The 22684-nt window shown below is 74.3% G+C and carries 21 protein-coding genes; 12 read left to right on the top strand and 9 right to left on the bottom strand.

Annotated elements, in window-relative coordinates:
* Positions 1-32: 32 nt before the first annotated feature.
* The 7 genes from V6U82_RS07145 (at position 33) to V6U82_RS07115 (ending at position 8100) form a co-directional block, all read left to right on the top strand.
* Complete coding sequence (locus tag V6U82_RS07145) at positions 33-479, top strand: BlaI/MecI/CopY family transcriptional regulator (protein ID WP_128137681.1); 447 nt, start codon at positions 33-35, stop codon at positions 477-479.
* Positions 480-489: 10 nt separating this feature from the next.
* The gene (locus tag V6U82_RS07140; RefSeq protein ID WP_128137680.1) at positions 490-1395 is read left to right on the top strand and encodes a M56 family metallopeptidase; all 906 of its coding nucleotides are present in this window, start codon (positions 490-492) and stop codon (positions 1393-1395) included.
* Between the two features lie 102 nt (positions 1396-1497).
* Positions 1498-2745: a cytochrome ubiquinol oxidase subunit I gene (locus tag V6U82_RS07135; protein WP_128137679.1), complete on the top strand. Its 1248-nt coding sequence runs from the start codon at positions 1498-1500 to the stop codon at positions 2743-2745.
* An 11-nt stretch (positions 2746-2756) separates the two neighbouring features.
* A complete protein-coding gene (locus V6U82_RS07130; RefSeq protein WP_334459944.1) occupies positions 2757-3764 on the top strand; it encodes a cytochrome d ubiquinol oxidase subunit II in 1008 nt (335 codons plus the stop codon).
* A complete protein-coding gene (gene cydD / locus V6U82_RS07125; RefSeq protein ID WP_334459943.1) occupies positions 3761-5443 on the top strand; it encodes a thiol reductant ABC exporter subunit CydD in 1683 nt (560 codons plus the stop codon). Before V6U82_RS07130 ends, cydD begins: the two co-directional genes overlap by 4 nt.
* A 72-nt stretch (positions 5444-5515) precedes the next feature.
* Positions 5516-7354, top strand: a complete 1839-nt coding sequence (gene cydC, locus V6U82_RS07120) for a thiol reductant ABC exporter subunit CydC (protein ID WP_442933425.1) — start codon at positions 5516-5518, stop codon at positions 7352-7354.
* 62 nt (positions 7355-7416) lie between these two features.
* Positions 7417-8100, top strand: a complete 684-nt coding sequence (locus tag V6U82_RS07115) for a permease prefix domain 1-containing protein (protein WP_334459942.1) — start codon at positions 7417-7419, stop codon at positions 8098-8100.
* A gap of 44 nt (positions 8101-8144) precedes the next feature.
* Here V6U82_RS07115 and V6U82_RS07110 read toward each other — a convergent pair whose 3' ends face one another.
* The gene (locus tag V6U82_RS07110; protein ID WP_128138958.1) at positions 8145-8486 is read right to left on the bottom strand and encodes a PadR family transcriptional regulator; all 342 of its coding nucleotides are present in this window, start codon (positions 8484-8486) and stop codon (positions 8145-8147) included.
* A 145-nt stretch (positions 8487-8631) separates the two neighbouring features.
* On the opposite strand from V6U82_RS07110, the gene V6U82_RS07105 reads away from it, so the two are divergent.
* The 3 genes from V6U82_RS07105 to V6U82_RS07095 all read left to right on the top strand — a co-directional run bounded on the left by V6U82_RS07105 (position 8632) and on the right by V6U82_RS07095 (position 13370).
* Positions 8632-9582: a DNA primase gene (locus V6U82_RS07105; RefSeq protein WP_334459941.1), complete on the top strand. Its 951-nt coding sequence runs from the start codon at positions 8632-8634 to the stop codon at positions 9580-9582.
* A gap of 40 nt (positions 9583-9622) precedes the next feature.
* Positions 9623-12028 carry a transposase gene (locus V6U82_RS07100; RefSeq protein WP_334459940.1) on the top strand — a complete coding sequence of 802 codons (2406 nt, stop codon included), beginning with the start codon at positions 9623-9625 and terminating at the stop codon, positions 12026-12028.
* A 121-nt stretch (positions 12029-12149) separates the two neighbouring features.
* Positions 12150-13370: an ABC transporter substrate-binding protein gene (locus tag V6U82_RS07095; RefSeq protein ID WP_334459939.1), complete on the top strand. Its 1221-nt coding sequence runs from the start codon at positions 12150-12152 to the stop codon at positions 13368-13370.
* 124 nt (positions 13371-13494) lie between these two features.
* On the opposite strand, the gene V6U82_RS07090 is transcribed toward V6U82_RS07095, so the two are convergent.
* The 4 genes from V6U82_RS07090 to V6U82_RS07075 all read right to left on the bottom strand — a co-directional run bounded on the left by V6U82_RS07090 (position 13495) and on the right by V6U82_RS07075 (position 18619).
* Positions 13495-14088, bottom strand: a complete 594-nt coding sequence (locus tag V6U82_RS07090) for a GTP-binding protein (protein ID WP_030501201.1) — start codon at positions 14086-14088, stop codon at positions 13495-13497.
* Between the two features lies 1 nt (position 14089).
* On the bottom strand, positions 14090-14464 hold the full coding sequence (locus V6U82_RS07085) for a DUF742 domain-containing protein (protein WP_073827018.1): 375 nt from the start codon (positions 14462-14464) through the stop codon (positions 14090-14092).
* A gap of 100 nt (positions 14465-14564) precedes the next feature.
* On the bottom strand, positions 14565-14969 hold the full coding sequence (locus V6U82_RS07080; RefSeq protein ID WP_013283992.1) for a roadblock/LC7 domain-containing protein: 405 nt from the start codon (positions 14967-14969) through the stop codon (positions 14565-14567).
* Positions 14966-18619 (bottom strand): nitrate- and nitrite sensing domain-containing protein, encoded by a 3654-nt coding sequence (locus V6U82_RS07075; RefSeq protein WP_334459932.1) that lies wholly within the window; start codon positions 18617-18619, stop codon positions 14966-14968. Before V6U82_RS07075 ends, V6U82_RS07080 begins: the two co-directional genes overlap by 4 nt.
* A 532-nt stretch (positions 18620-19151) precedes the next feature.
* On the opposite strand from V6U82_RS07075, the gene V6U82_RS07070 reads away from it, so the two are divergent.
* Positions 19152-19418, top strand: coding sequence for a hypothetical protein (locus tag V6U82_RS07070; RefSeq protein WP_334459929.1), 267 nt, complete (start codon positions 19152-19154; stop codon positions 19416-19418).
* Here the strand turns inward: V6U82_RS07070 and V6U82_RS07065 are convergent, their stop codons facing one another.
* From V6U82_RS07065 to yczE, 4 genes are read right to left on the bottom strand one after another with little or no spacing between them, the layout of a single operon-like run.
* On the bottom strand, positions 19419-20495 hold the full coding sequence (locus V6U82_RS07065; RefSeq protein WP_128139094.1) for an adenosine deaminase: 1077 nt from the start codon (positions 20493-20495) through the stop codon (positions 19419-19421). It lies immediately after the preceding gene.
* Between the two features lie 50 nt (positions 20496-20545).
* Positions 20546-20959, bottom strand: coding sequence for a PPOX class F420-dependent oxidoreductase (locus tag V6U82_RS07060; RefSeq protein ID WP_013473968.1), 414 nt, complete (start codon positions 20957-20959; stop codon positions 20546-20548).
* The gene (locus V6U82_RS07055) at positions 20956-21525 is read right to left on the bottom strand and encodes an NADPH-dependent FMN reductase (RefSeq protein WP_123109771.1); all 570 of its coding nucleotides are present in this window, start codon (positions 21523-21525) and stop codon (positions 20956-20958) included. The genes V6U82_RS07060 and V6U82_RS07055 overlap by 4 nt, the downstream gene beginning before the upstream one ends.
* Entirely contained in the window at positions 21513-22139 is a 627-nt protein-coding gene (gene yczE, locus V6U82_RS07050) for a membrane protein YczE (protein ID WP_334459926.1), read from the bottom strand. Before yczE ends, V6U82_RS07055 begins: the two co-directional genes overlap by 13 nt.
* 57 nt (positions 22140-22196) lie before the next feature.
* On the opposite strand from yczE, the gene V6U82_RS07045 reads away from it, so the two are divergent.
* The gene (locus V6U82_RS07045) at positions 22197-22682 is read left to right on the top strand and encodes a MarR family winged helix-turn-helix transcriptional regulator (protein ID WP_334459925.1); all 486 of its coding nucleotides are present in this window, start codon (positions 22197-22199) and stop codon (positions 22680-22682) included.
* Positions 22683-22684 lie beyond the last annotated feature (2 nt).

The following is a 22684-nucleotide window of genomic DNA, read 5'->3' as shown; positions in this document are numbered from 1 at the left end:
GAGGGATCTACTACCGGGGGTAGGATTGACGGGTGACTCGGCTGGGGGACCTTGAGCGTGCGGTGATGGACGTGCTGTGGGACGCGGCGCCCGCCTCGTCGGGCGGCGTGACGGTGCGCGAGGTCGCCGACGCCCTGGACGGCCGCGAACTCGCCTACACCACTGTGATGACAGTGCTCGACCGGCTCGCCGGCAAGGGCATGGTGCAGCGCGAGCGGGAAGGGCGCGCCTGGCGTTACCGCCCGGCCGCCACCCGCGAGGCGCACATCGCCCAGCTCATGCTCGAAGCCCTCGACCTCGGCGGCAGCCGGGACGCCGCACTCGTGCGCTTCGCCCGCTCGGTGACCGGCACGGAGGCGGAGGTGCTCCGCGCCGCGCTCGGCGCCGAGGCCGGGGCGACGGTCGAGGACGGACCGACCGGCCGGGTCGAGAACCCCCGGTCCGGTCGGCCGGCGCTCGACGAGGCGACGGACCGGTAGGGCGGCTGCCGTGGCGTACGCCCTGCACTTCGCCGCGATCATCCTGGCCTGCTGGCTGACCGCGCAGGTCCTCGCCGCCGCGCGCTGGACCTGGCGGGCGCCCCGGGTGGCGATCATCTGCTGGCAGGCGGTCGGGCTGGCGCTCGGCCTGTCGGCCATGGGGCTGCCGATGGCGCTGGGGCTCGACGCGTACGACCGGGCGACCGGGTACGCGCTGCTGGCCCTGGCCGACGACCTGGCCCACGGCACGCTTCCGGCCGGGGTGGGCGCGGTGCACCTCAGCCTGGTCGGCGTCGGTATCGGCATCGGCGCGGTGCTGCTCACCACGACGGTACGCAGCCTGCACGGCGCGGTCCGCGCCCAGCGCCGGCACCGGGAGCTGCTGCATCTGGTGGCCCGGCGTGACCCCACCGTGCCCGGCGCGCTGGTGCTCGACCACCCGAGCGCGGCGGCCTACTGCCTGCCCGGGGTGCGTCCCCGGGTGGTGGTGAGCGCGGGCACGCTCGACCTGCTCGACCCGGCCGAGCTGGCGGCGGTGCTCACCCACGAGCGGGCGCACGCCCAGGAGCGGCACGACCTGGTGCTGCTGCCGTTCACCGCGCTGTGCCGGGCACTGCCCTGGTTCCAGTGGGTGCGGGACGCGCACGCGCGGGTGGCGCTGCTGGTCGAGATGCGCGCCGACGACAAGGCCCGGGAGCTGCACGCGGACGCGCCGCTGGCCGGTGCGCTGCGCCGGTTCGCCGCCGCCGGGCACCGGGTCCAGCCGGCCGGCACGCTCGGACTCGGCGACCGCGACCTCGACGTACGGGTGCAGCGGCTGCTCGTCGCGGACCGCCCCCCGCGGGTGCTCGGCGCGATGGCGCTGGCTGTCGCCGGCACGCTCGTCTCCCTGCCGTTCGCCCTGTTCCTGAGCTGACCTGCCCCCTACGGGACTTCTCCGGGTTCGCGCGTCCGTATAGGTAGCGAGGCTACGTGTAGGTTGGCTACGACAAGAGAGCCAACCCATGGGAGGACGACAGTGGACCCGCTGCTCCTCGCCCGCCTCCAGTTCGCCACCACCACCTCGATCCACTTCCTGTTCGTGGCGGTCACGCTCGGCCTGGTCACGCTGCTGGTCGGGCTGCAGACGGCCGGCTACCTGACCGGCAAGCCGGTGTACGAGCGGCTGACCCGGTTCTGGGGCCAGCTCTACGTGATCAACTACGTGCTCGGCATCGCCACCGGCATCGTGATGGAGTTCCAGTTCGGGCTGAACTGGAGCGGGCTGTCGCGGTACGTCGGAAACGTGTTCGGCGCGCCGCTGGCCATCGAGACGCTCGTGGCGTTCTTCCTGGAGTCCACGTTCCTCGGCATGTGGATCTTCGGGTGGCACCGGCTGCGTCGCGGCGTACACCTGGCGCTGCTCTGGGGCGTGGCGATCACCGCGTACGCCTCGGCGTTCTGGATCATGGTGGCGAACGCCTGGCTCCAGAACCCGGTCGGGTACGAGGTCCGCGACGGCGTCGCCCACCTCACCGACTTCGGCGCGCTGCTCACCAACCCCACGTTCGGCATGGCGTTCGGCCACGTCGTCTCGGCCGGCCTGGTCACCGGCGGCCTGCTGATGGCCGCGGTGAGCGCCTGGCACCTGCTCCGGCGCACCCCCGACTACGTGCTGTTCCGCACCTCGCTGCGGCTCGGCCTGGTCACCGCGGCACTCTCGGTCAGCCTGCTCCAGGGCTTCGGCTTCGCCCAGTTCGGCCCGGTCGGGCAACTCCAGCCGACCAAGTTCGGCGGCGGGCCGGACCGGGACGCGCTCGTCGCGGACTGGACCGCGCGGTTCGGTCCCGGTGACTGGGAACCACCGGTGCTCTCCGACGTCGGCCTCGGTTTCATGATCCTGATCGGCTTCACGCTCGGCGCCCTCTGGCTCCTGCTGCCGCTGCTCTGGCGCGACTGGATCATCCGGCTGAAGGCGCCGCTCTGGCTGATCCTGCTCGGCCTGCCGCTGCCCTTCGTGGCGATGCTGCTCGGCTGGATCGCCCGCGAGGTCGGCCGCCAGCCCTGGGCCGCGTACGGGCTGCTGCCCACCGCGCAGGCCGTCTCACCGGTCTCCCCCGGGCTGATGCTCACCTCGCTGATCGGGTTCAGCCTGCTGCTCGGCGCGCTCGCGGTGACCAACTGGGTGCTGCTGGCCCGGCACGCCGCCCGCGGCGCGCACGACCCCGCGCTCGGCCGACCGCCCGCGCCCGACACCGACGCCCACCACCAGCCTGTGTTCGTCTGAGGGAGCCCGCCGTGGAACTCGCCTGGTACGCCCTGCTCGGCCTCTTCTTCGCCACCTACCTCGTGCTCGGCGGCTACGACTACGGCGTCGGCCTGCTGCTGGCCCGGCGCGGCCCGGCACCGGGCAGCCGGGCCACGCTCACCGCGCTCGGGCCGTTCTTCCTCGGCAACGAGGTCTGGCTGGTGGCAGCCGTCGGCATCCTGTTCGGCGCGTTCCCCCGGCTGGAGGGCGAACTGCTCTCCGGCTTCTACCCGGCGGTGCTCGCTGCGCTGGCCGGGGTGGTGCTGGTGACGGCCGGGGTGCAGTTGCGCAGCCGCCCGGCCTCCGCCAAAGCCCGCGCCCGCTGGGACCGGGTGGTGGTCGTCGGCTGCGTGCTCGCCGCGCTGGGCTGGGGCGCGCTGCTCGCCGGGCTGCTCCAGGGCGTGCCGTTGAGCGCGGACGGCCACGTGGTCGGTGTCGGTCATCTCGCCACCCCGTTCGTCGCCGCCGCCGGGCTGTCGCTGCTCGCGCTGGTAGCGGTGCACGGTGCGACGTTCCTCACGCTCCGGCTGCCCACCGCCGAGTCCCCGGCGCTCGCCCGGCTGGCGAGCGGCCTGGTGCCCGCCGCGCTCGTCGCCGTCGCCTCGGCCACCGTCCTGGGCCTGCTCTCCGATCGGGTACGCGCCGCGGTGGCGCGCCCGGCCGTGGCCGTACTCCTGCCGTTGGCGCTCGTGGCGGCGCTGCTGACGGCCCGCGCGGCGCTGCGCCGGGGCCGGGCCGGGGCGGCCTTCGCGGCGACCGCGACGGCGCTGGCGCTGCCCGTGCCGCTGGTCGGAGCCGCGCTCTGGCCCCGGATCCTGGTCTCCACCGCCGACCCGGCGGCGTCGCTGACAGTGGCCGAGGCGGCCGCCAGCCGCCCGACGCTGGTCCTGTTGGGATGGCTCGCGTTACCGCTCCTGCCGGCCCTACTAGGCTTTCAGGCGATGTGCTGGTGGGTTTTCCGGGGACGGATCGACGGCAGGGCACCGGTGTACTGGTGAACCGCCGCCCGTTCGACCCGCGTCTGCTGCGTCGGGTCCCCGCGGCCCGGCGCGACCTCGCCGTGCTCGCGGTGCTGGGCGGGCTCACCGCGCTGCTGGTGATCGCCCAGGCCACCGCGCTGGCGACACTGCTGGCCACGGCCTTCGACGGCCGGCTGCACCGGCCGGCGCTCGCCGGGTTCGTGGCCGCGGTCGCCGGGCGGGCGCTGGTCAACTGGGCGCAGGGCACCGTCGCGGCGCGGGCCGCCGCGACGGTCAAGGCGGCGCTGCGCGCCGACCTGCTCGGCGCGGTCGGCCGGCACGGCCCCACCTGGGTCGCCGGTCAGCGGGCCGGGCAGCTCGCCACCCTGGCCGGGCGCGGACTGGACGCGCTCGACCCCTACTTCACCGGCTACCTGCCGCAGCTCGTGCTGAGCGTCACCGTGCCGGTGGCGGTGCTGGCCCGGATCGTGTTCGCCGACTGGAGCTCGGCGCTGATCATCGCGCTCACCATCCCGCTCATCCCCATCTTCGGCGCGCTGCTCGGCTGGCAGGCGCAGGCCGCCACCGAACGGCAGTGGCGCCGGCTGTCGCTGCTCGGCGGGCACTTCCTCGACATGGTGGCCGGGCTGCCCACGCTGCGCGCGTTCGGCCGGTCCAAGGGACAGGTCGACGTGGTACGCCGGATGGCCGACGGCCACCGCCAGGCCACCATGAAGACGCTGCGGATCGCGTTCCTGTCCGCGCTGGTGCTGGAACTGGTCGCCACGCTCTCCGTCGCGCTGGTCGCGGTGCCGGTCGGCATCCGGCTGCTCGGCGGCGGCATCACGCTCTCCACCGCGCTGCTGGTGCTGCTGCTCACCCCGGAGGCGTACCTGCCGCTGCGCGCCGCGGGCAGCCGGTTCCACGCCAGCATGGAAGGGCTCACCGCGCTGGACGAGGCGCTCACGCTCTCCGCGACCGACGCGCCCGCCACCACCGCCGGGCCCAGCCGTCCGGCACCGGACGGCCGGGGCGAGATCCGCTTCGAGGGCGTCACCGTCGCGTACGACCGGACCACCGCGCTGCGCGACGTCACGCTGACCATCCGGCCCGGCGACCGGGTGGCGATCATCGGGCCCAGCGGCGCGGGCAAGAGCACGCTGCTCAACCTGCTGCTCGGCTTCGTCGCACCGACCTCGGGCCGGGTCACCGTCGACGGGGTGGACCTGACCGGGGTCGACCTCGACGCCTGGCGGCGCGAGCTGGCCTGGGTGCCGCAGCGGGCGCACCTGTTCGCCGGGTCGCTCGCCGACAACATCCGCCTCGGCGCACCGGACACCCCGGACGACGTGCTCGCCGCGGCGGTCACCGGCGCCGCGCTGGACGAGGTGGTCGACGCCCTGCCCGACGGGCTGGACACCTCCCTCGGCGAGCGCGGCCACGGCCTGTCCAGTGGGCAGCGACAGCGGGTCGCGCTGGCTCGCGCGTTCCTCCGGGACGCCCCGATCGTGCTGCTCGACGAGCCGACCGCGCGGCTGGACAGCGCCAGCGAGGCGGTGGTGCTGGACGCGACCCGGCGGCTGGTCGCCGGACGTACCGCGCTGCTCGTCGCGCACCGGCCCGCGCTGCTCGCCGACGCCGACCGGATCCTGCGCGTCGAGGACGGCCGGGTCACCGAGCTGCACGCGACCGCCACCGGACCGGGAGTGGCCCGATGAAGCCCGCCTTCCCCGCCCGACCGGTGGTGTCCCGATGAGCCCCGCCTTCCCCGCCCGCCCGGCGGTGGCCCGGTGACCGCCGGCGACGGCGTGACGCCGGTGGGCCGCGAACCGGCCGGGCCGACCGGGGTTCCGGTGGCGCCCTCCGGCGCGCCGGAACCGCCCGCGCCTGCCCGCCCCGGCGCCGAGCGGGCGGTGCTGCGACTGGCCCGCCCGTACCTGAGCCGGCTGCTCGGCGCAGGACTGCTCGCCGCCGCGACCGAGTTCGCCGGCCTGGCGCTGATGGCCACCGCCACCTGGCTGCTGATGAGCGCCGCCGGCCGGCCTCCGCTGGACCGGCTGACGGTGGCCATCGTCGCGGTCCGGGCGCTGGCGGTCAGCCGGGGCGTGTTCCGGTACACCGAACGGCTCGCCGGGCACGACGCCGTCCTCCGCATGATCACCGACGTGCGGGCCCGCGTCTTCGCCACGCTCGCCGCCCGCCGCGAGACCGGCCGGCGTACCGGGGACGCGCTGAGCCGCCTGGTCTCCGACGTGGAGGCCGCCCAGGACCTGCTCCTGCGCGTCCTCGTGCCCGGCGCGGCGGCGGCCCTGGTCAGCGTGCTCGCGGCCGGCGTCGCCGCGCTGATCTCACCACCGGCCGCCGGTGTGCTCGCGATCGGCCTGCTCGTGGCCGGCGTGGCGCTGCCCGCGCTCGCCACCCGGATCACCCGCCGCGCCGCCGACGAGGTGGCCCCGCTGCGCGGCGCGCTCGCCGTGGACGCGGTCGACCTCACCCACGGCGCCGCCGACCTGGCCGCGTTCGGGGCGACCGGCGCCGCGCTCGCCGCCGCCGACGAGCGGGCCGGACGGCTGGCCCGGCTGGAACGCCGGCTCGCCGCGACCGGCTTCGCGGTGGACGCGCTCGGCGTCCTCGTCGGTGGCCTCACCGCCGCCGCGGTGGTGGTCGTGGCACTGCGGGCCGAGGTCGGCGGCGTGCTCGTCGGCGTCCTCGCGGTCGGCTCGCTCGCCGCCGTGGAGGTGGCGCTCGCGCTCGTCGCGGCGGCCCGCCAGCGCACCCAGCTCCGGACCGGGCTGGCCCGCGTCGCCGACCTGCTCACCGAGCCCGCGACGGCGACGTCCCAGGCCGCGCCGGAGCCCGGGACCGACGGCCACGACGTGCGGTTCTCCGACGTGACGGTCCGGTACCGGGCGGGTGCCGCCCTCGCCCTGGCCGGGTTCGACCTCGGCCTGCCGGCCGGCCGCCGGGTGGCGGTGGTGGGGCCGAGCGGCGCCGGCAAGAGCACGCTCGCCGCGGTGCTCACCGGCGCGGTACGCCCCGACACCGGCCGGGTCACGGTCGGCGGCGTGCCGGTGTCCGACATCCCGGCCGAGCACCTGCCCCGGGTGGTCGGCGGCCTGCTCGCCGAGGCGTACGTCTTCCACGCCACGGTCAAGGAGAACCTGCTCCTCGGCCGTCCGGACGCCACCGAGGCGGACCTGGCCACCGCGACCCGGGCGGCCGGCCTGCTCGACTGGGTACGCGAGCAGCCCGACGGCTGGGACACGGTGGTCGGCGAGCAGGGCGGGCAGCTCTCCGGCGGGCAGCGGCAGCGGCTCGCGCTGGCCCGGGCGCTGCTGGCCGCCCCGCCGGTGCTGGTGCTCGACGAGCCGACCGAGGGGCTCGACCCGGCGGCCGCCGACGCGGTGCTGGACTCCGCGCTCGCCGCCGTCCCGGCCGGGCACTCGGTGCTGCTGATCAGCCACCGGCTCAGCGGTCTGGCCGGGCTGGACGAGATCGTGGTGCTCGAAGGTGGCCGGGTTGTTCAGCGCGGCCGGCACGACGAGCTGGTGGCACGCCCCGGCTGGTACCGGGAGCAGTGGCTGCGCCAGGAGGCGGCCGAGCGCGGCTACCTGGCGATCACGCCCTGACGCCCGGCCGCTCGGGGTTTTCCCTGACGCGGGTGTCGCCCGTCGGTGGCAGGCTTGGCCGCATGCGGGTGCATGAGGAGGCAATGGTCGACCGCCGGCTGCACGAACTGTCCACGCGGTTGCACGGGCCGAACCGGCTCAAGGCCGACCTGCTGGCCGAGGCGCGGCACGCGCTGGAGGACGCCGTCGAGGCGTACCGGGACGGGGGCCTGCCGCGCGCGGAGGCGCAGCGGCGGGCGGTCGCCGAGTTCGGCAGCGACGCTCAGCTCGTGCCGGGTTTCCAGGCCGAGCTGGCCGTCGGCGCGCTGCGCGGGCTGGCGCTGCGCACGCTCGTGGTGGCGGTGGTGCTCATCGCCGCCGGTGACCTGACCTGGCAGGGGTCGAGCTGGAGCGGCGGTCCGCCGCCGCCGCAGAGCTACCTGCTGCTGTCCGCCTCGCTGAACGGCATCTGGGGCGTGGTCGCCGCGTTGGCGCTGGTCGCGCTGCTGGTCGGCCCGCTCGCCGCCCGGTGGGGATCACCGCGGCTCGTCCGCTCGGCGCGACTGATCGGTTTCGGTCTGACCGGCGGCCTGCTGCTCGGCGCGGTCGCCGGGGGCGCGCTGTTCGGCTGGTCGATCGGGCTGTGGGACGCCGCGCTCACCTGGCCTCCCCTGATCATCGGGATGGTGGTGGTCTCGGCGGCCTGGTTCGCCCTGGCCCGGGCGGCCCGCTGCTGGGTGCTCGCCGACCGCCGGCTGGCCGGCTAGAACGACTGGGCTCGGGCCGGCGCCCGCGCGACCGGCCGCCGCGGTCAGGCCGGTGCGGTGGGCGGCTCGTCCGCGCCGAGGAACCGCCCGACGGTGGCGCTGAACTCAAGCCAGCCGGCCCGCTCCCCCGCCAGCGCCCGGCCGCCGGCATCGGTCAGCTCGTAGGTGCGGCGCTCCCGGCCGTTCACCGTGCTCCAGGTGCTCGCCACCAGCCCGGCCCGCTCCAACCGGCGCAGTGCCGGATAGATGGTGCCGGTGGGCAGATCCAGCGTGCCGCCGCTGCGGGCACGCAACGCCTCGATGATCGCGTAGCCGTGCAGCGCGCCCCGTTCCAGCACGGCGAGCAGCAGCGCGTCCAGGTGTCCGTGCAGCGCCTGCGCCTTCATGCGTAGCAACGCTACTTGTCGCGCCGCCACGGCGCCAAGGGGTGCGACTCCCGGTCGGAACCGTCGCCCACTAGGGTATGTGCGCAGAGTCACTCGGCGGCGCGACGCCGCCGGGTGGGCAACCCGAACGCACACGGAGGTCAGCGTGGCCCGCCAGTCGCCCCAACGGCCCGACGCCGACGAGCCCGAGCTCGACGACACCGACGCCGCCGCCGCGGCCGACGAGGTCGAGGAGGACCGCCCGCCGGCCGACCGCGCGCTCTGGGACGAGGTGCGGATCGACCCGGTGGAGATCGCCCTGCCCGCCGGCACCGGCTTCACGCTGCGGGCGTACCGGCAGGCGCGCGAGCTGACCCCGACCGACGTCGCCGAGCGCGACCAGGACGACCCGTTCCTGGCCCGCCGCCAGGTCGTCGAGACCGAGGAGGACGAGGAGGTGGTGATCCTCGACGAGGAGTTCGCCGCCCTCTCCGCCGAGGAGGACGACGAGGACGAGGAGAAGGACGCCAAGTCCCGCCGCAAGGGCAAGGCCGGCGCCTCGGACGACGAGAAGGCCGAAGCCGACGAGGACGAGGCCGAGGACGACGAGGACGAGGACGAGGCCGGCGACGAGGAGGTGCCGGTCTTCCTCACCCACAAGGGCCGGCTCCTGCTGTTCAAGACCCCGGAGTCATTGGTCACTTTCATCCGTTCCGGTGCGCCCAACGATCTGTCCCAGCTGGACAGTTGGAATGAACTGTCCGAACGGCTGGAGCCGGCCGACATCGCCCCGCTGGACGAGGACACGTACGAGCTCGACCTGGTGGTGGAGAACCTGCGCGGCGGCCACGACGCATGGGACCACGAGCTGCTCATCGAAGCCGGTGAGATCGCCCGTGACCTGGCGTACGCCCTGCGGCTACCCGCCGTGCTGGACATGCTCTCCGCCGGCTCCAGCCTGGACGACCTGGACGAGGCGCTGCGCGCTTCCGTCAACGGTGGCGTCGGTGGTTTCCTGGGTCGTCGCCGGCTGAAGAAAATCGGGGCACAAACCGCAAGTTTGGGTTGGCGCACCATTGTCGGCAAGATCTCTGCGGTTGTGGACTGGCGCGACTGACCCGGAGCGGGGAGCATCAGTCTCTGGCAGAGAAAGACCTGTGTCCCGGGAGGAGGACGACGCCGTGGCGCTCGTGCGCGTGTACTGCGGTCTGGCCTCGGCAGATCCGGCCGACCGAACGGCTTCGGCCGGAACGACGCTGACGTCCGCTGTGGTCGACGACGCAGGCCGTCTGCTGCACGTCTGCGAGATCGGTGACGATCCCGCAGGTTACGCCCGGCTGGTCGCGCTGCTGGTGGAACGGTCCGGCGGTCCGAGCGGCGCGGCCATCGCCGCGGACAGCGACGACCACATCGTCACCTCGCTGCTCAGCGCCGCCGGCCGGCCGCTGGCGATCGCGGACGACGACTCGGTCGACGACTTCGCCGAGCGCTTCGCCGACGACGACTCCCTGGAGGAGATGAACTCCCCGCCCGCCGAGCGCCGCGCGGTCGGGCTGGCCCGCGCGCTCCAGGCCGGCGCGCTCTCCGCGGTGACCCTCCCGGCGCCGCGTGAACTCGCCGGATACACGCAGGTCCTGGCCGCGCACGCGGCGCTCGCGAGCGGCCGGCACTCCGCCGCGGTGACGCTGCGCGAGGTGCTCCGCGAGCTCTACCCGGCCGCGCTGCGGGCCTACCCGGATCCTGCCGACCGGGTCGCCCTGGCGGTCCTCGACGCGCTGCCCGAGCCCGGGATGCTCACCGGTCCCGCGGGCCGTGGTGGCCGGGACGGCGCGCTGGCCGCCGACGCGGTCGTCGCGCAGCTGACGGGCGAGGGCGTGGCCGACGCCGACGACGTTTCCGACGCGGTGACCGCGTTGCGTGTCGCCATCTCCGAGACGCCCCGGCGGGCCACCGTCAACCGCACGCTCACTGCGGCCGTCGCCGAGACCGTGCGCCAGGCCGTCGCCTCGGTCCGGACCTGCGACGCCGGCTGCGACGCGCTCGTCGGCGCGCTCGCCGAACGCACCGCTCCCGCCCCCGCGACCGGCCGCCGGGCCGCCGCCCGACGGGGAGAGCAGGTCGACGAGCTGACGCCGGCGTCGGCGGCCGAGCTGCGTCCGGTGCGCTCGATCCCACCGGAGCCGATCGCCGAGCCCCACCTCGGTCGTCCCGAACCGGCCGGCGCACCCGAGCCGGCCGGCCGCCGGGGTCGTCCCGAGCCGGTCCCCGGTGGGCGGCGCAGCCGCCCGGAGCCGGTGTCCGGTCCGGCCGCCACGACGACGCCCCGGCCGCTCGGCCCGCCACCGGTCGCACCCGCGCCGGTGACGCCGCCGCCGGTCGCCCCGGCCCCGGTCACGCCCGTCGCTCCGGCGGCCGCGCTGGGCCGGCCGTCCTCGGCTCCACCGGCGCGGCCCGAGCCGACCGGCGCGCCGCTGCCGTCGCGGGTGGACGGTCCCACCAACCGGCCGATCTCCGCGCCGCCCCCGCCGCCACCCGGGATCACGCCGATCGCCCCGTCCCCGCGCGGCGCCGTGCCGCCGGCCGAGGCCGGCGAGCCGTTCCGCCCGACGCTCACCACCGCGGCGATCAACAAGGCGCGGGCCGAGCGGCAGCGCACCGTCATCCCGCCCCGGCCCAAGACGAACCAGAACCCCGAACCGCCGACCGGTGGGTTCAGCGCCACCGACCTGAGCATCCCGGTGCCGGCCCCGCGTCCGCCCGCGCCGGAGGCGCCGCCGGGCTCCCGGGCGAACTGGCCGCTGGTGAACAACGAGGACGACACCGCGCGGGAGCGGGAGGGCACCACCTACTCGTACGGGCGGGGCGTGGACGCGCCGAGCGACCCCGGCCGGGTCACGCCGCCGTGGCTCGCCGACGACCTGCCGCAGGAGCCGCCGATGCTGCGGCTGGTGGAGCCGCCGCCGCTGGCGGACCGCGCGCTGCGCGACGAGATGAGCCGGTCGGCCGATCCCGGCCTGGACACGCCGCCGCTGCGGCTGGTCGACCAGGGCGACCCGGGCCGCGTCCCGCTTCCCGCCGCGCCCGAACGGCGTCCCGCCCCGAAGGAGCACCGGCCGCCGCCGGTCTCCGACGAGGGTGACGGCGACCTGCTGATCTTCGCGCAGGCCAAGTCCGCCTGGTTCGTCGGGCACGGCGACGAGGCCGACCTGGAGTGGTCGACCACGGCCGACACCGGCTGGCAGGCGGCCGAGCAGGCGGCCCGTCCGGCCGTCGGCGCGGAGACCAAGGCCGGGCTGCCGAAGCGCGTGCCGCAGGCCAATCTGGTGCCGGGCTCCCCGCTGCGCGAGGAGCGTCCGCTGCGGATCGTCCGGAACGCGGCGAGCCTCGCCGAGAACACCACCGGATACTTCCGGGGCTGGCGCCGCGGCCAGGAGATCGGCGGCTTCGCCGTGGGCGGCCGTCCGGGCCGTGAGGCGGCCGGCGGCTGGGACTTCACCCGCGACACCGGTGACCGCGACGACGACCGGGAGTACGAGTACCGCTCGGCGGGCTACCGCTCCTGACCGGGCCCGCCGGGGTGTTCCATCCCACACCGGGACGATTTGACGCTGGGCTGGACCGGCCGGGAACATACCCGGCGGACCAGCGGCGGCGCCTGTTCGCCGGGGTGGGAAGGCGATTCCATTGGCGACACCGGCGTTCGACTCCACTGTGCTCACCCGGCGGGGCGTCCTCGCCGCCGCTGCCGGGAGCCTGCTGCTCGCCGGTTGCGCGCCGCAGGGCCAGCGGCCGGACGACGGCCCGTCCAGCAGCGCGCCGAGTGACCAGGACCTGATCGTCGGCGCGAGTCTGGAGCTCACCGGCGCCGGGTCGCTGCTCGGCGTCGCCCAGCGGCAGGCCCTGCAGCTCACCGCCGACTCGCTGAACCGCACCGGCCTACCGGTCGGGAACCTGGTCCGGTCGGTCCGGCTCCAGATCCTGGACAACGGCAGCAATCCCGAGGTCGCCGCCCGCCACGCCGCCGACCTCACCCGGGCCGGCGCGCAGGCGCTCATCGGCGGCTTGCTCGGCGAGACCTCGACGGCCCTCGCGGCGGCCGCCCAGCGGGTCAAGACGCCCTTCCTGTCGCTCGGGTACGGTGACCGCATCGTGCTGCCGCTGGAGGAGCGCACGTTCACCTACAAGCTCACCCCGGACGCCATCGACATGGCGCGTCGTCTGGTGGAGCTGTTCGAGTCCAAGAAGATCCGGCGGGTGTCGGTGCTCGCCGCCGACGGCCTGCACGGCGACTCGGGTGTGCGGGCGATGCGGGAGGCGCTCGCCGACAGCAGCACCGACCTGGCCCGCACGGTACGCCTGCCGGCGACCGGCCGGCGCTTCCGTGCCGCCGCCGAGCGCGTCGCCGGCAGCCAGCGCGACGGCGTGGTGGTCTGGGGTACCGCACCCGACTCCGGCGTCGCGGCGCGGGAACTGCGCTCCGCCGGCCACCGCGGCCCGATCTTCTTCGACGCCGGCGCGGTCGCCGACGACACCGTCCAGGGGGCGAACGCCGCCGCCGTGGAGGGCGCGTACGCGGTGCACCCGGCCTGCCTGGACGTCTCCGCGGCCACCGCCACCACGACGGCGCAGCTGGCCCGCCGGGACTTCGTCAACCGCTACACGCAGCGCCACGGCGTCAGCCCGGACTTCGCCCCGTACGCCTCGGACGCGCTCCAGCTCCTCGCCACGTCGGCGCGGATGGCGACGAGCCTGGACCGGGGCCGGCTGCGGGCCCTCCTCCAGGCGCAGACGGTCGAGGGCATCGCCGGCGGGTACGCGTTCCGCGCCGACCGGCACGGCGGCATGGAGCCCGACTCGCTCGCCGTGTACCAGGTGTTCCGCGGCACGTGGACCCGGTACGCCTGACTCCGAAGCGCGCCCGGTGGCCGTCCCGCGTGGACGGTCACCGAGCGGTCGCGTACCGTGTCCGACCCCGGACGGCAGGAAGCGCCCGGTGGCCCTGGGGCCGCCGGGCGCTTCCGCGCGTCGGTCAGGCGGGCGCGACGGCCCGCGAGCGCCGCATGGTGAGCACGTACTCGACCAGCGAGATCAGCACGTGCTTCGTGGACTCCCGGTTACGGGCGTCGCACGGCACCACCGGCACGTCGCGGGAGATCGCCAGCGCGTCCCGGACGTCCTGCGGATCGTGGTACTGCATGCCGTCGAAGCAGTTGATGGCCACCAGGTACGGCAGCCGCCGGTGCTCGAAGAAGTCGATGGCGGCGAAGCAGTCGGCGAGCCGCCGGGTGTCGACGAGCACCACCGCGCCGATCGCACCCCGGACCAACTCGTCCCACATGAACCAGAACCGCGTCTGACCCGGCGTACCGAACAGGTACAGGATCAGATCCCGGTCGATCGAGATACGACCGAAGTCCATCGCCACCGTGGTCGTCGTCTTGCCCGGCACCTGCCGGGTGTCGTCGACGCCGACACCGGCGGAGGTCATGATCGCCTCGGTGGTCAGCGGCGTGATCTCGGAGACCGAGCCGACCAGCGTCGTCTTGCCGACGCCGAACCCACCGGCGATAACGATCTTCGCCGACGTCACTCGGCCGCTCGGGGCCGGCGGCCGGTGCGACATGTCAGAGCCTGCGAAGTCCACTCAGCACCCTCTCCAGCAGTTCAGTGCCCACCGCGTCGTCGGAGTCGTCCAAAATGGTCGGCTCGTGGACCGCGACCAGGCCGTCCGTCGCCATGTCGGCGATGAGCACCCGGGCCACGCCGAGCGGAAGCTGCATCCGCGCCGCGATCTCGGCGAGCGACTGCACACGTCCGTCACACAACGCGGCGATGTACTGGTGTTCACGACCGTGGCCACCATTGCCAGTGGCAACCGCTCGGCCGCGCACCGTCGTCTCGACGAGTGCCTCCAGGGCGATGTCGAGCCGGGGACGGGTACGACCGCGGGTAACGGCGTACGGCCGGACCAACGCGCCGGTCGGCTCGTCACGATCCATGTCGCCGCTCACCTCCCTCGTACCCGGCACCGGCTCGCCCCGGTGGCATCCGTCGCTGTCGTAGTTGTTCCCGCACCTGACCCACCGGCCAGCGCGTCATTCAGCCCATCATCCCCACAGCCGTGCGCGGCTGCGGCGTCAGGGCATCGCCCACCCGGTCCACGAGCAGGGCCATCTCGTACCCGACCTGACCCACGTCGCAGCTCCGCGCCGCCAGCACCGCGAACGACGAACCGTCCGAGATGGACATCAGGAACAGGAAACCGTTGTCCATCTCGACGACTGTCTGCAACACCGCCCCGCCCTCGAAGCAGCGGGCCGCGCCCTGGGTGAGGCTGACCAGACCGGACGCGATCGCGGCGAGCTGGTCGGCACGGTCCCGCGGAAGGTCACGGGACGAGGCGAGAAGCAGGCCGTCGGCCGAGACCGCGACCGCGTGCGCCACACCGGGCACCCGGTCGGCGAAGTTGGCGAGCAGCCATCCGAGATCCTGCGTAGTAGTCATCCTTGTTGCTCCTTCTGCCCGCTCCCGGCCACCGGGCCTGAGTCAGACTGCGAGGACTGCTGCCCGCCCGGAGTGCCCTCCGGGCCGGTCGTGTTGCTGTCGGTGTTACGCCCGCGCTGCACGCCCCGATGGTAGGCCGAGAGCAGGCCCCGGACCCCTTCCGGTGTACGCCGCTGCACGGACGCGGAAGGCTTCTCGATGCTGCCCGGCACGAGCTGCGCCATCGGCGTCCGCTTCGGCAGCCCCTTCTGGGTGGTCTCCGCGACCGGCACCTCGGTGGCCGCCGAGGCGGCACGCCAGCCGTCGTCGGCCGCGGTCTGCCACGGGGAGGAGCCCTGCGGCGACGCGGCCGGCTGCCGGGTGGGCAACCCGCCGGTGTACGCGGGACGGGTGTTCCCGTTCGCCGCGCCGTTGTCACGCGGTGCTCCGCCGGCCGCCGGAGTGTGTGCCATCGGTGTGTTACCTGTCGTTGCGGGTGTCGTCTGCGGCACGGGCCGGCCGGCCGTGTCCACCTTGGCGAACTGCTGGGTGGCGGCGCCACCGTTAGTCGTCGCGGCCGGTGCCGCCGACTCCTCGTTGGGCCCGGGCCGGCGGGTACGGAACCACGCCGACTCCAGCTCCCGGAAGATCGGCAGCTCCATCGTCTCGTCCGCGTACCGCTGGCGGTTGCCCGGCTGCTGCAGCGTGGCCGGCCGCGACACCGGCGCCGCCGGGGTGGCGGGCCGGGCCTCGGACGGCCGGCTCGCGGCCGGAGCGGCGGACGGCTGGCCGGCCGTCGGCTGCGGGGTGGCCGGCATCTCCGTGCGCGGCACCCGGGGCAGCTCGGTGGTCATGTCCATGCCGCTCGCCGGCCGTTCCGGCGCCGCCGGAGCGGGCGTCGGCGCGACCGGGGGCCAGACCGGCGGGGCGCTGACACCTGGCGCGGACATCGGGCGCGCCTGCGGCTGGTTCGCCGGCGGCGCGGAGGCCGGGTGACCGGCGGCGGGCTGTCCGGAGACCGGGGCGCCCGACGCGGGGTGCCCGGAGACCGGCGCGGCCGAGACCGGACGGTAGGGCAGCGGGTCGCCGGAGACCGGAGCCGCGGAGACCGGGCGGCCCGAGAACGGGTCGCCGGAGACCGGGGCGGCCGAGACCGGGCGGTACGGCAGCGGATTGCCGGAGACCGGTGCGCCGGAGACCGGGGGCAGCGGCGGCGCCGAGACCGGCGGGACCGGCGGCGCGGAGACCGGCGGCGGGCTGTAGGGCCGCGCCTCCGGGCTGCTCGGCAGCTGGCGCGGGATCGCCGGCTGCTGGCCGCTGGTGCCCGGGTCGTCCTCGCCCGGGTTGCGCCGCTGCGGCAGCGGCTCGAATCCCTGGCCGTTCGAGGTCCGGGAGCCGAAACCGCCGTCCCCACCGGACGGGTTGGCGCCGGTCAGGTCGGACCAGGCCGGCATGGCCCGGCCGCCACCGGCGTTCGCCGGGGTGCCGGAGCCGTTGCGCGGCGCCGGGTCGAAGGCGCGTCCGCCGAGCGTGACCTGGTTGCCCGAGGAACCCGGGTGCGGCGCCGGCGGCAGGCCAGGCGGGTTGTTGTTGCCGAACGCGGCCAGGGCGCCGAAGGCGGGCGTCGGTCCGCTCTGCTGCTGGGTTGCGGGCGGCAGGGCCGGCGCGCCCGGAGCACGGCCGGCGAGGGCGCGCGGCACCAGGACCGAGGTGGGCAGCGTCACGTCGGCGACGGTGCCCCGATCGGCGCCCGGTCGCAGCTCGACCCGGACACCGTGCCGGGCGGCCAGCCGCGCGACCACGACCAGGCCCATCATCCGGGAGACCGCGACGTCCACCTGCGGCGGCGTGGCCAGCCGCTCGTTGAGGTCACGGAGCTGCTCCTGGCTGATGCCGATGCCGCGGTCCTCCACGTAGAGGGAGGCGCGGTCGCCGACCCGCCGGGCCTCCACCATGACCTGGGAGTCCGGCGGGGAGAAGGCGGTGGCGTTGTCGAACAGCTCGGCGACCAGGTGCACCAGGTCGTTGACCGCGTGGGCGGCGACCTCGATGTCCCGGTCGATCACGCCGAACTCGATCCGGGTGTAGTGCTCGACCTCGGACTGGGCGGCGCGGAGCACGTCGATCAGGGCGGCGGGCTCGCGTTGCACACGGGTGGAGTCCGCGCCGGCGAGGACCAGCAGGTTCTCGTCGTTGCGGCGCATCCGGGTGGCCAGGTGGTCGAGCTGGAACAGCTCGGCCAGGCGGTCCGGGTCCTCCTCGCCGCGCTCCAGCCGGTCGAGGTGGCCGATCAGCCGGTCGACCAGGATCTGCGAGCGGCGGGCCAGGTTGACGAACATGGTCGCGACCGACGCCCGCAGGGCGGCCTGCTCGGCGGCGGTCCGGACGGCCTCCAGGTGGACGGCGTTGAACGCCTCGGTCACCTGGCCGAACTCGTCCTTGCTGCGCACCGGCAGCGGCTCGGCGATCTGGTTGGCCAGTTGCACCGGGGAGAGCTGGCCGGTCACCTGCGGGTCGCGCAGCCGGGCGACCGCCTGCGGCAGGCCGTACTGGGCCACCGCCAGGGCGCCCTGGCGCAGGTCGCGCAGCGAGCGGGCCATCGAGCGGGCCACCAGGTACGCGAACAGGATGGCCAGCAGCAGCATGGTGAGCAGCAGGCCGGTCTCCAGGAACACCTGGCGCTGGGTGTCCGAGCGCAGCGCGTCGGCCTGCCGGACCACGTTGCCGTCGAGCCGGGCCTCCACGGTCCGGATCAGCTCGGCGTTGGCGACCATGGTCTGGTCCCACTGGTCCGACCCGAACGGGGCGTTCTCCATCGAGCCGCTGTTGTTGCCCGAGATGAAACTGGTGAAGCGGTCGGCCTTGCGCAGGTCGGGCCCGGAGACGGTCTGCTCGTAGAACAGCTTGTCGGGCTCGGTGGCGACGGCCTGGAAGGTCGCCAGCGACTGCGACTGGCCGGTTCCGCTGGCGATGAACTGCTCGCGCAGCGCGGCGGTGTACTGGTTCTGGGTGAGCGCCTGGTGGACGACGACCCGGCGCTGGGTCAGGTATTCCTTCTGCCGGGCCACGGCGGCCGCCGCGCGCATCCGGTCGCTCAGGTCGTTGTCGCCGGCGAGCTGGGTGGCCGAGTCGCGGATCGCCAGCAGGTCCTCGATCAGCTGCCGGTACGCCTGGTCGGCGTCGTTGATCTTGAGCTTGCCGTTCAGTACCTGGCTGCGGGTCGCCGGAAGGTCCTTGAGCTGGGTGTCGATCGTGTCCAGCAGCCCGACGAAGTTGCGGGGCAGGTCGTCGATCTCGCCACGCTGCCGCAGGTAGGACGACTTCCTCTGGTCCACCCGCTGGTTGGCGCGGTTGTAACCCTCCTGGTACTGCGCCCGGGTCTGGAACTCCTTCGCGCCGAGGAAGAGCACGGCACCGACCCGCTCGTCCTGCACGCTGTCGACCAGGTCACCCGAGTAGCCGATCAGATTGGCCAGATCCCCCGCCCGGTTGGCATTGTTGAGCGTCTCCAGGTGGTCGACCAGACCACTGGTGCCCACCACAACCGTGGCGATGGTCGGCACGATCATGATCAGACCGAGCTTGGACCAGATCGGCATGTCGCGCAGCCGACTCATCGGCCGGCGCAGCCGCGACAGGAAGGAGCCCGCCGTCGTTGGCCGTTTGCTCACGTCACCGCCCTCGCATTACCGCGCCCCGCGCCACCCTGAGGGCAACGCCGAGCGACCGACCCGGCGGGTCGGACCTCCGAGATTCCATCACGCCGCTCCGCAAAGAGAAAGACCAGGTTGTCCCTCACCGGAGGTGTGATGAGATGTTGATGCAATTTGATAGCAATCCGTCTGGCCGGAGTCACTGAAGGTAATGGAACACCCGCACCGCGTCGTCTTGCTCGCCGGCCCCTCCGGGTCGGGAAAGTCATACATAGCCCAGCGAACCGGACTTCCGGTGCTCTGCCTGGACGACTTCTACAAGGACGGCGATGACCCTACGTGTCCGCGTCGAAACGGACGGGTGGATTGGGAGTCCCCCTTGTCCTGGGATGCGGACACGGCGGTGCAAACAATCGCCCGACTGGCTCGTGAGGGCAAGGCCGAAGTGCCGGTTTATGCGATCGGCGCAGACCGTCGGGTAGCCACCCGGCCATTCGATGTCGACGGATCGCCAATCTTCGTCGCCGAGGGGATCTTCGCGGCCGAGATCGTGGCCGAATGCCGGCGGCTCGGGCTGCTCGCCGGGGCGTACGCGCTGCGCCGCCCGCGCGGGGCGACGTTCCTGCGCCGCCTCGCCCGGGATCTCGCCGAGCAGCGCAAGGCGCCCCGGGTGCTCCTCCGGCGCGGGGTCACGCTGCTGCGCGCCGAGCCGGCCGTGCTGCGCCGGCAGACCGGGCTGGGCGCCGAGGCGGCCCGGGCCGGTCAGGTGCTGCGCGGGGTGGCCGCGCTGCTCTCCGGCCACCCCCGCCAGTCGTGATCAGCCGATCAGTTCGGCGTACGCCGGCTTGATCACCTCGTCGATGATCCGCAGCCGCTCGTCGAACGGGATGAACGCGCTCTTCATCGCGTTGATCGTGAACCACTGGAGTTCCTTCCAGCCGTAGCCGAAGGCCTCCACCAGCAGCGCCATCTCCCGCGACATCGAGGTGCCGCTCATCAGCCGGTTGTCGGTGTTCACCGTCACCCGGAACCGCAGGTCGCGCAGCAGCCCGATCGGGTGGTCGGCGATCGAGGCCGCGGCACCGGTCTGCACGTTCGACGACGGGCACAGCTCCAGCGGGATGCGCTTGTCGCGCACGTACGCGGCCAGCCGGCCCAGCACCGGCGGGTTGCCCGGGGTGATGTCGTCGACGATGCGTACGCCGTGGCCGAGCCGGTCGGCGCCGCACCACTGGATCGCCTGCCAGATGGACGGCAGGCCGAACGCCTCACCGGCGTGGATGGTGAAGTGGAAGTTCTCCCGCTGGAGGTACTCGAACGCGTCCAGGTGCCGGGTGGGCGGGAAGCCCGCCTCGGCGCCGGCGATGTCGAAGCCGACCACCCCGGTGTCGCGGTGCCGTACGGCGAGCTCGGCGATCTCCTGCGAGCGGGCCGCGTGCCGCATCGCGGTCAGCAGCGTGCCGATCCGGATCGGGGTGCCCGCCTCGGCGGCCAGCGCGCTGCCCTCCCGGAACCCGGTGACCACCGCGTCGACCACCTCGTCCAGGGTCAGGTTCTGCTCCAGGTGCTGCTCCGGGGCGAACCGCACCTCGGCGTAGACCACACCGTCGGCGGCCAGGTCCAGCGCGCACTCGCGGGCGACCCGGCGCAACGCGGTGGCGGTCTGCATGACCGCCACCGTGTGCGCGAACGTCTCCAGGTAGCGCTCCAGCGAGCCGGAGTTCGCCGCCTCGGTGAACCAGACGCCGAGGGCCGCGGGGTCGGTGGTGGGCAGTTCGTGGCCGACCTCGGCGGCCAGCTCGACGATCGTCGCGGGCCGCAGGCCGCCGTCGAGGTGATCGTGCAGCAGCGCCTTCGGGACCTTGACGATGTCCTCGTACGAGATTGCGACCATGCTCAGACCCTAGTCACCCCCGGTACGGGCGCGGCGGTGGACCGGGCGGGTCAGGGCCGCCAGCCGTACACCCGCTCCACCGCGAGCCGCAGCACCACCCGCCCGTCGGCCACCATGGCGGCCCGGTAGTCGGCCCAGTCCGGGTGCTCGCCGCGGATCCGCCGGTACACCTCGACCAGCTCGTCGACCGTGGCGTCGTCGGTGGCGGCGGCCGGCGGGGTGAGCGTCACGGTTCCCTCGGCGACCGCGTACGCCCCGCCGTCGGCGGTGGTCACGTGGAAGCTGGCCCGGGGGTCGCGGCGCAGGTTGCGCACCTTGGCCCGGTCACCGGTGGTGGAGCAGCGGATCAGGCCCGGCTCGGCCAGGTAGTCGAGGTTGGACAGCTGAGGGCGTCCGTCCCGGCGCAGCGTGACGAGCACACCGCGCCCGCGCTCGCCGAACAGCTCCCAGAGCCGGGCGCTCATGCCGCAACCCGCAGCGGCGCGAGCGCGACGGCCAGCCGGGCGAGCTGGTCGAGCATGAGCGCGGCGGCCTCCTCCCGGCCCGGGTCGGGTCGCAGCTCGCCCGACTCGTCCAGCGCCTGTCGCAGGAAGACCACCACCTGGTCGTTGACCGGGGTCATGTTCAGCGTGGTCACCACCTGCTTGATCATCTGCACCGCGCGCAGGCCGCCGGAGGTCATGCCGTAGCTGACGAAGCCCACCGGCTTGTGCTGCCACTCGTGGTAGAGGTAGTCGATCGCGTTCTTCAGCGGCGCGCTGAAGCCGTAGTTGTACTCCGGCATCACCAGGACGAAGGCGTCTCCGGCGTCGATCTCGGCGCTCCAGGCGCGGGTGTGCTCGTGCAGGTAGACCCGCTCGGACGGGTGGTGCGGCTCGTCGTGGAAGGGCAACCCGATCTCGGCCAGGTCGAGGAGGCGTACCTCGTCGAAGCCGGCGTGGCGGACGGCGGCCGCGGTGAACCAGTCACCGATGCGACGGCCGACCCGGCCGGGGCGGGTGCTGGCGACGACGACGTTCAGGCGGGGCATGGTGAGGTCACTCCTGTCGGGGCGGCGGCCGGGGCCGGCGTGGTGAGTCGGGGAACGAACCAGGCGACGATCGGCCCGATGCCGATCGCGTAGAGCAGGGTGCCGGGGCCGACGGCACCGCCGAGCAGCCAGCCGGCCGCCAGCACCGTCACCTCTATCCCGGTGCGGGCCGGGCCGAGCGGCAGGCCGCGGGCGGCCAGGCCGGTCATCAGCCCGTCCCGCGGGCCGGGGCCGAGCCGGGCGCCGAGGTAGAGCGCGGTGGCGAGGCCGTTGAGCAGGACGCCCGCGACCAGCAGGCCGATCCGGCCGGCGAGCGGGTCGACCGGCGGCAGCAGGGCCAGCGTCGCGTCGAGGGCCAGGCCGACGAGCGCGACGTTCGCCACGGTGCCGACGCCCGGGCGCTGCCGCAGCGGGATCCACAGCAGCAGCACCAGCAGCGCCACGCCGTTGACCAGCAGGCCCATCGGCAGGCCGGTGCGGTCGGCGAGGCCCTGGTGCAGCACGTCCCAGGACGCGAGCCCGAGGTCGGCGCGGACCATCAGCGCCACGCTGACGCCGAACAAGGCCAGGCCGGTGAACAGCCGCACCAGCCGGGACGGCAGTTTGGTTGACATGTCATCAACCTAGACCGCAACTTGGTGACATGTCAACAACACCGGTACGATCGGCGCATGGACGAACCGCGCTGGCTGGACGAGCAGGAGAACCGCGCGTGGCGCGGCTACCGCCGCATGCGCCGCCTGCTCGACCTGGAACTGGCCCGGGAACTGATGCAGGACGCCGGTCTCTCCGAGCCGGACTACGACGTCCTGAGCGACCTGTCCGAGACCCCTGAACAACGACTCAGGCTCAGCGAACTCGCCAACCGGATGCTCTGGTCCCGCAGCCGCCTGTCCCACCACATCTCCCGGATGCAGCAACGCGGCCTGGTCACCCGCGAGGAGTGCGCCACCGACGGCCGCGGCTCGGTCGTCGTCCTCACCCCGGCCGGGCGTCAGGCCGTCGAGGCCGCCGCGCCGGGCCACGTGGCTGCCGTGCGCCGGCACCTGATCGACCGGCTCACCCCGGCCGAGGTGGCCGCGCTCGGCACGCTCAGCCAACGGGTGATCGACCACCTCACCGGCCGCCCCACCGGCCACCCGGAAGCGGAGGGCTGAGC

Origin of the sequence: Micromonospora sp. CPCC 205554 (genome assembly GCF_036902745.1) — a bacterium.
Lineage (GTDB): Bacteria > Actinomycetota > Actinomycetes > Mycobacteriales > Micromonosporaceae > Micromonospora > Micromonospora tulbaghiae.
This window is presented reverse-complemented; position numbering and strand designations above follow the sequence as displayed.

Bases quoted from the DNA above. Each gene is read 5' to 3' on its own strand.
- V6U82_RS07115 (WP_334459942.1), top strand. From the start codon at position 7,417: ATGCGGGTGCATGAGGAGGCAATGGTCGACCGCCGGCTGCACGAACTG.
- V6U82_RS07110 (WP_128138958.1), bottom strand. From the start codon at position 8,486: ATGAAGGCGCAGGCGCTGCACGGACACCTGGACGCGCTGCTGCTCGCC.
- V6U82_RS07090 (WP_030501201.1), bottom strand. From the start codon at position 14,088: ATGTCGCACCGGCCGCCGGCCCCGAGCGGCCGAGTGACGTCGGCGAAG.
- V6U82_RS07085 (WP_073827018.1), bottom strand. From the start codon at position 14,464: ATGGATCGTGACGAGCCGACCGGCGCGTTGGTCCGGCCGTACGCCGTT.
- V6U82_RS07080 (WP_013283992.1), bottom strand. From the start codon at position 14,969: ATGACTACTACGCAGGATCTCGGATGGCTGCTCGCCAACTTCGCCGAC.
- V6U82_RS07065 (WP_128139094.1), bottom strand. From the start codon at position 20,495: ATGGTCGCAATCTCGTACGAGGACATCGTCAAGGTCCCGAAGGCGCTG.
- V6U82_RS07060 (WP_013473968.1), bottom strand. From the start codon at position 20,959: ATGAGCGCCCGGCTCTGGGAGCTGTTCGGCGAGCGCGGGCGCGGTGTG.
- V6U82_RS07055 (WP_123109771.1), bottom strand. From the start codon at position 21,525: ATGCCCCGCCTGAACGTCGTCGTCGCCAGCACCCGCCCCGGCCGGGTC.
- yczE (WP_334459926.1), bottom strand. From the start codon at position 22,139: ATGTCAACCAAACTGCCGTCCCGGCTGGTGCGGCTGTTCACCGGCCTG.
- V6U82_RS07045 (WP_334459925.1), top strand. From the start codon at position 22,197: ATGGACGAACCGCGCTGGCTGGACGAGCAGGAGAACCGCGCGTGGCGC.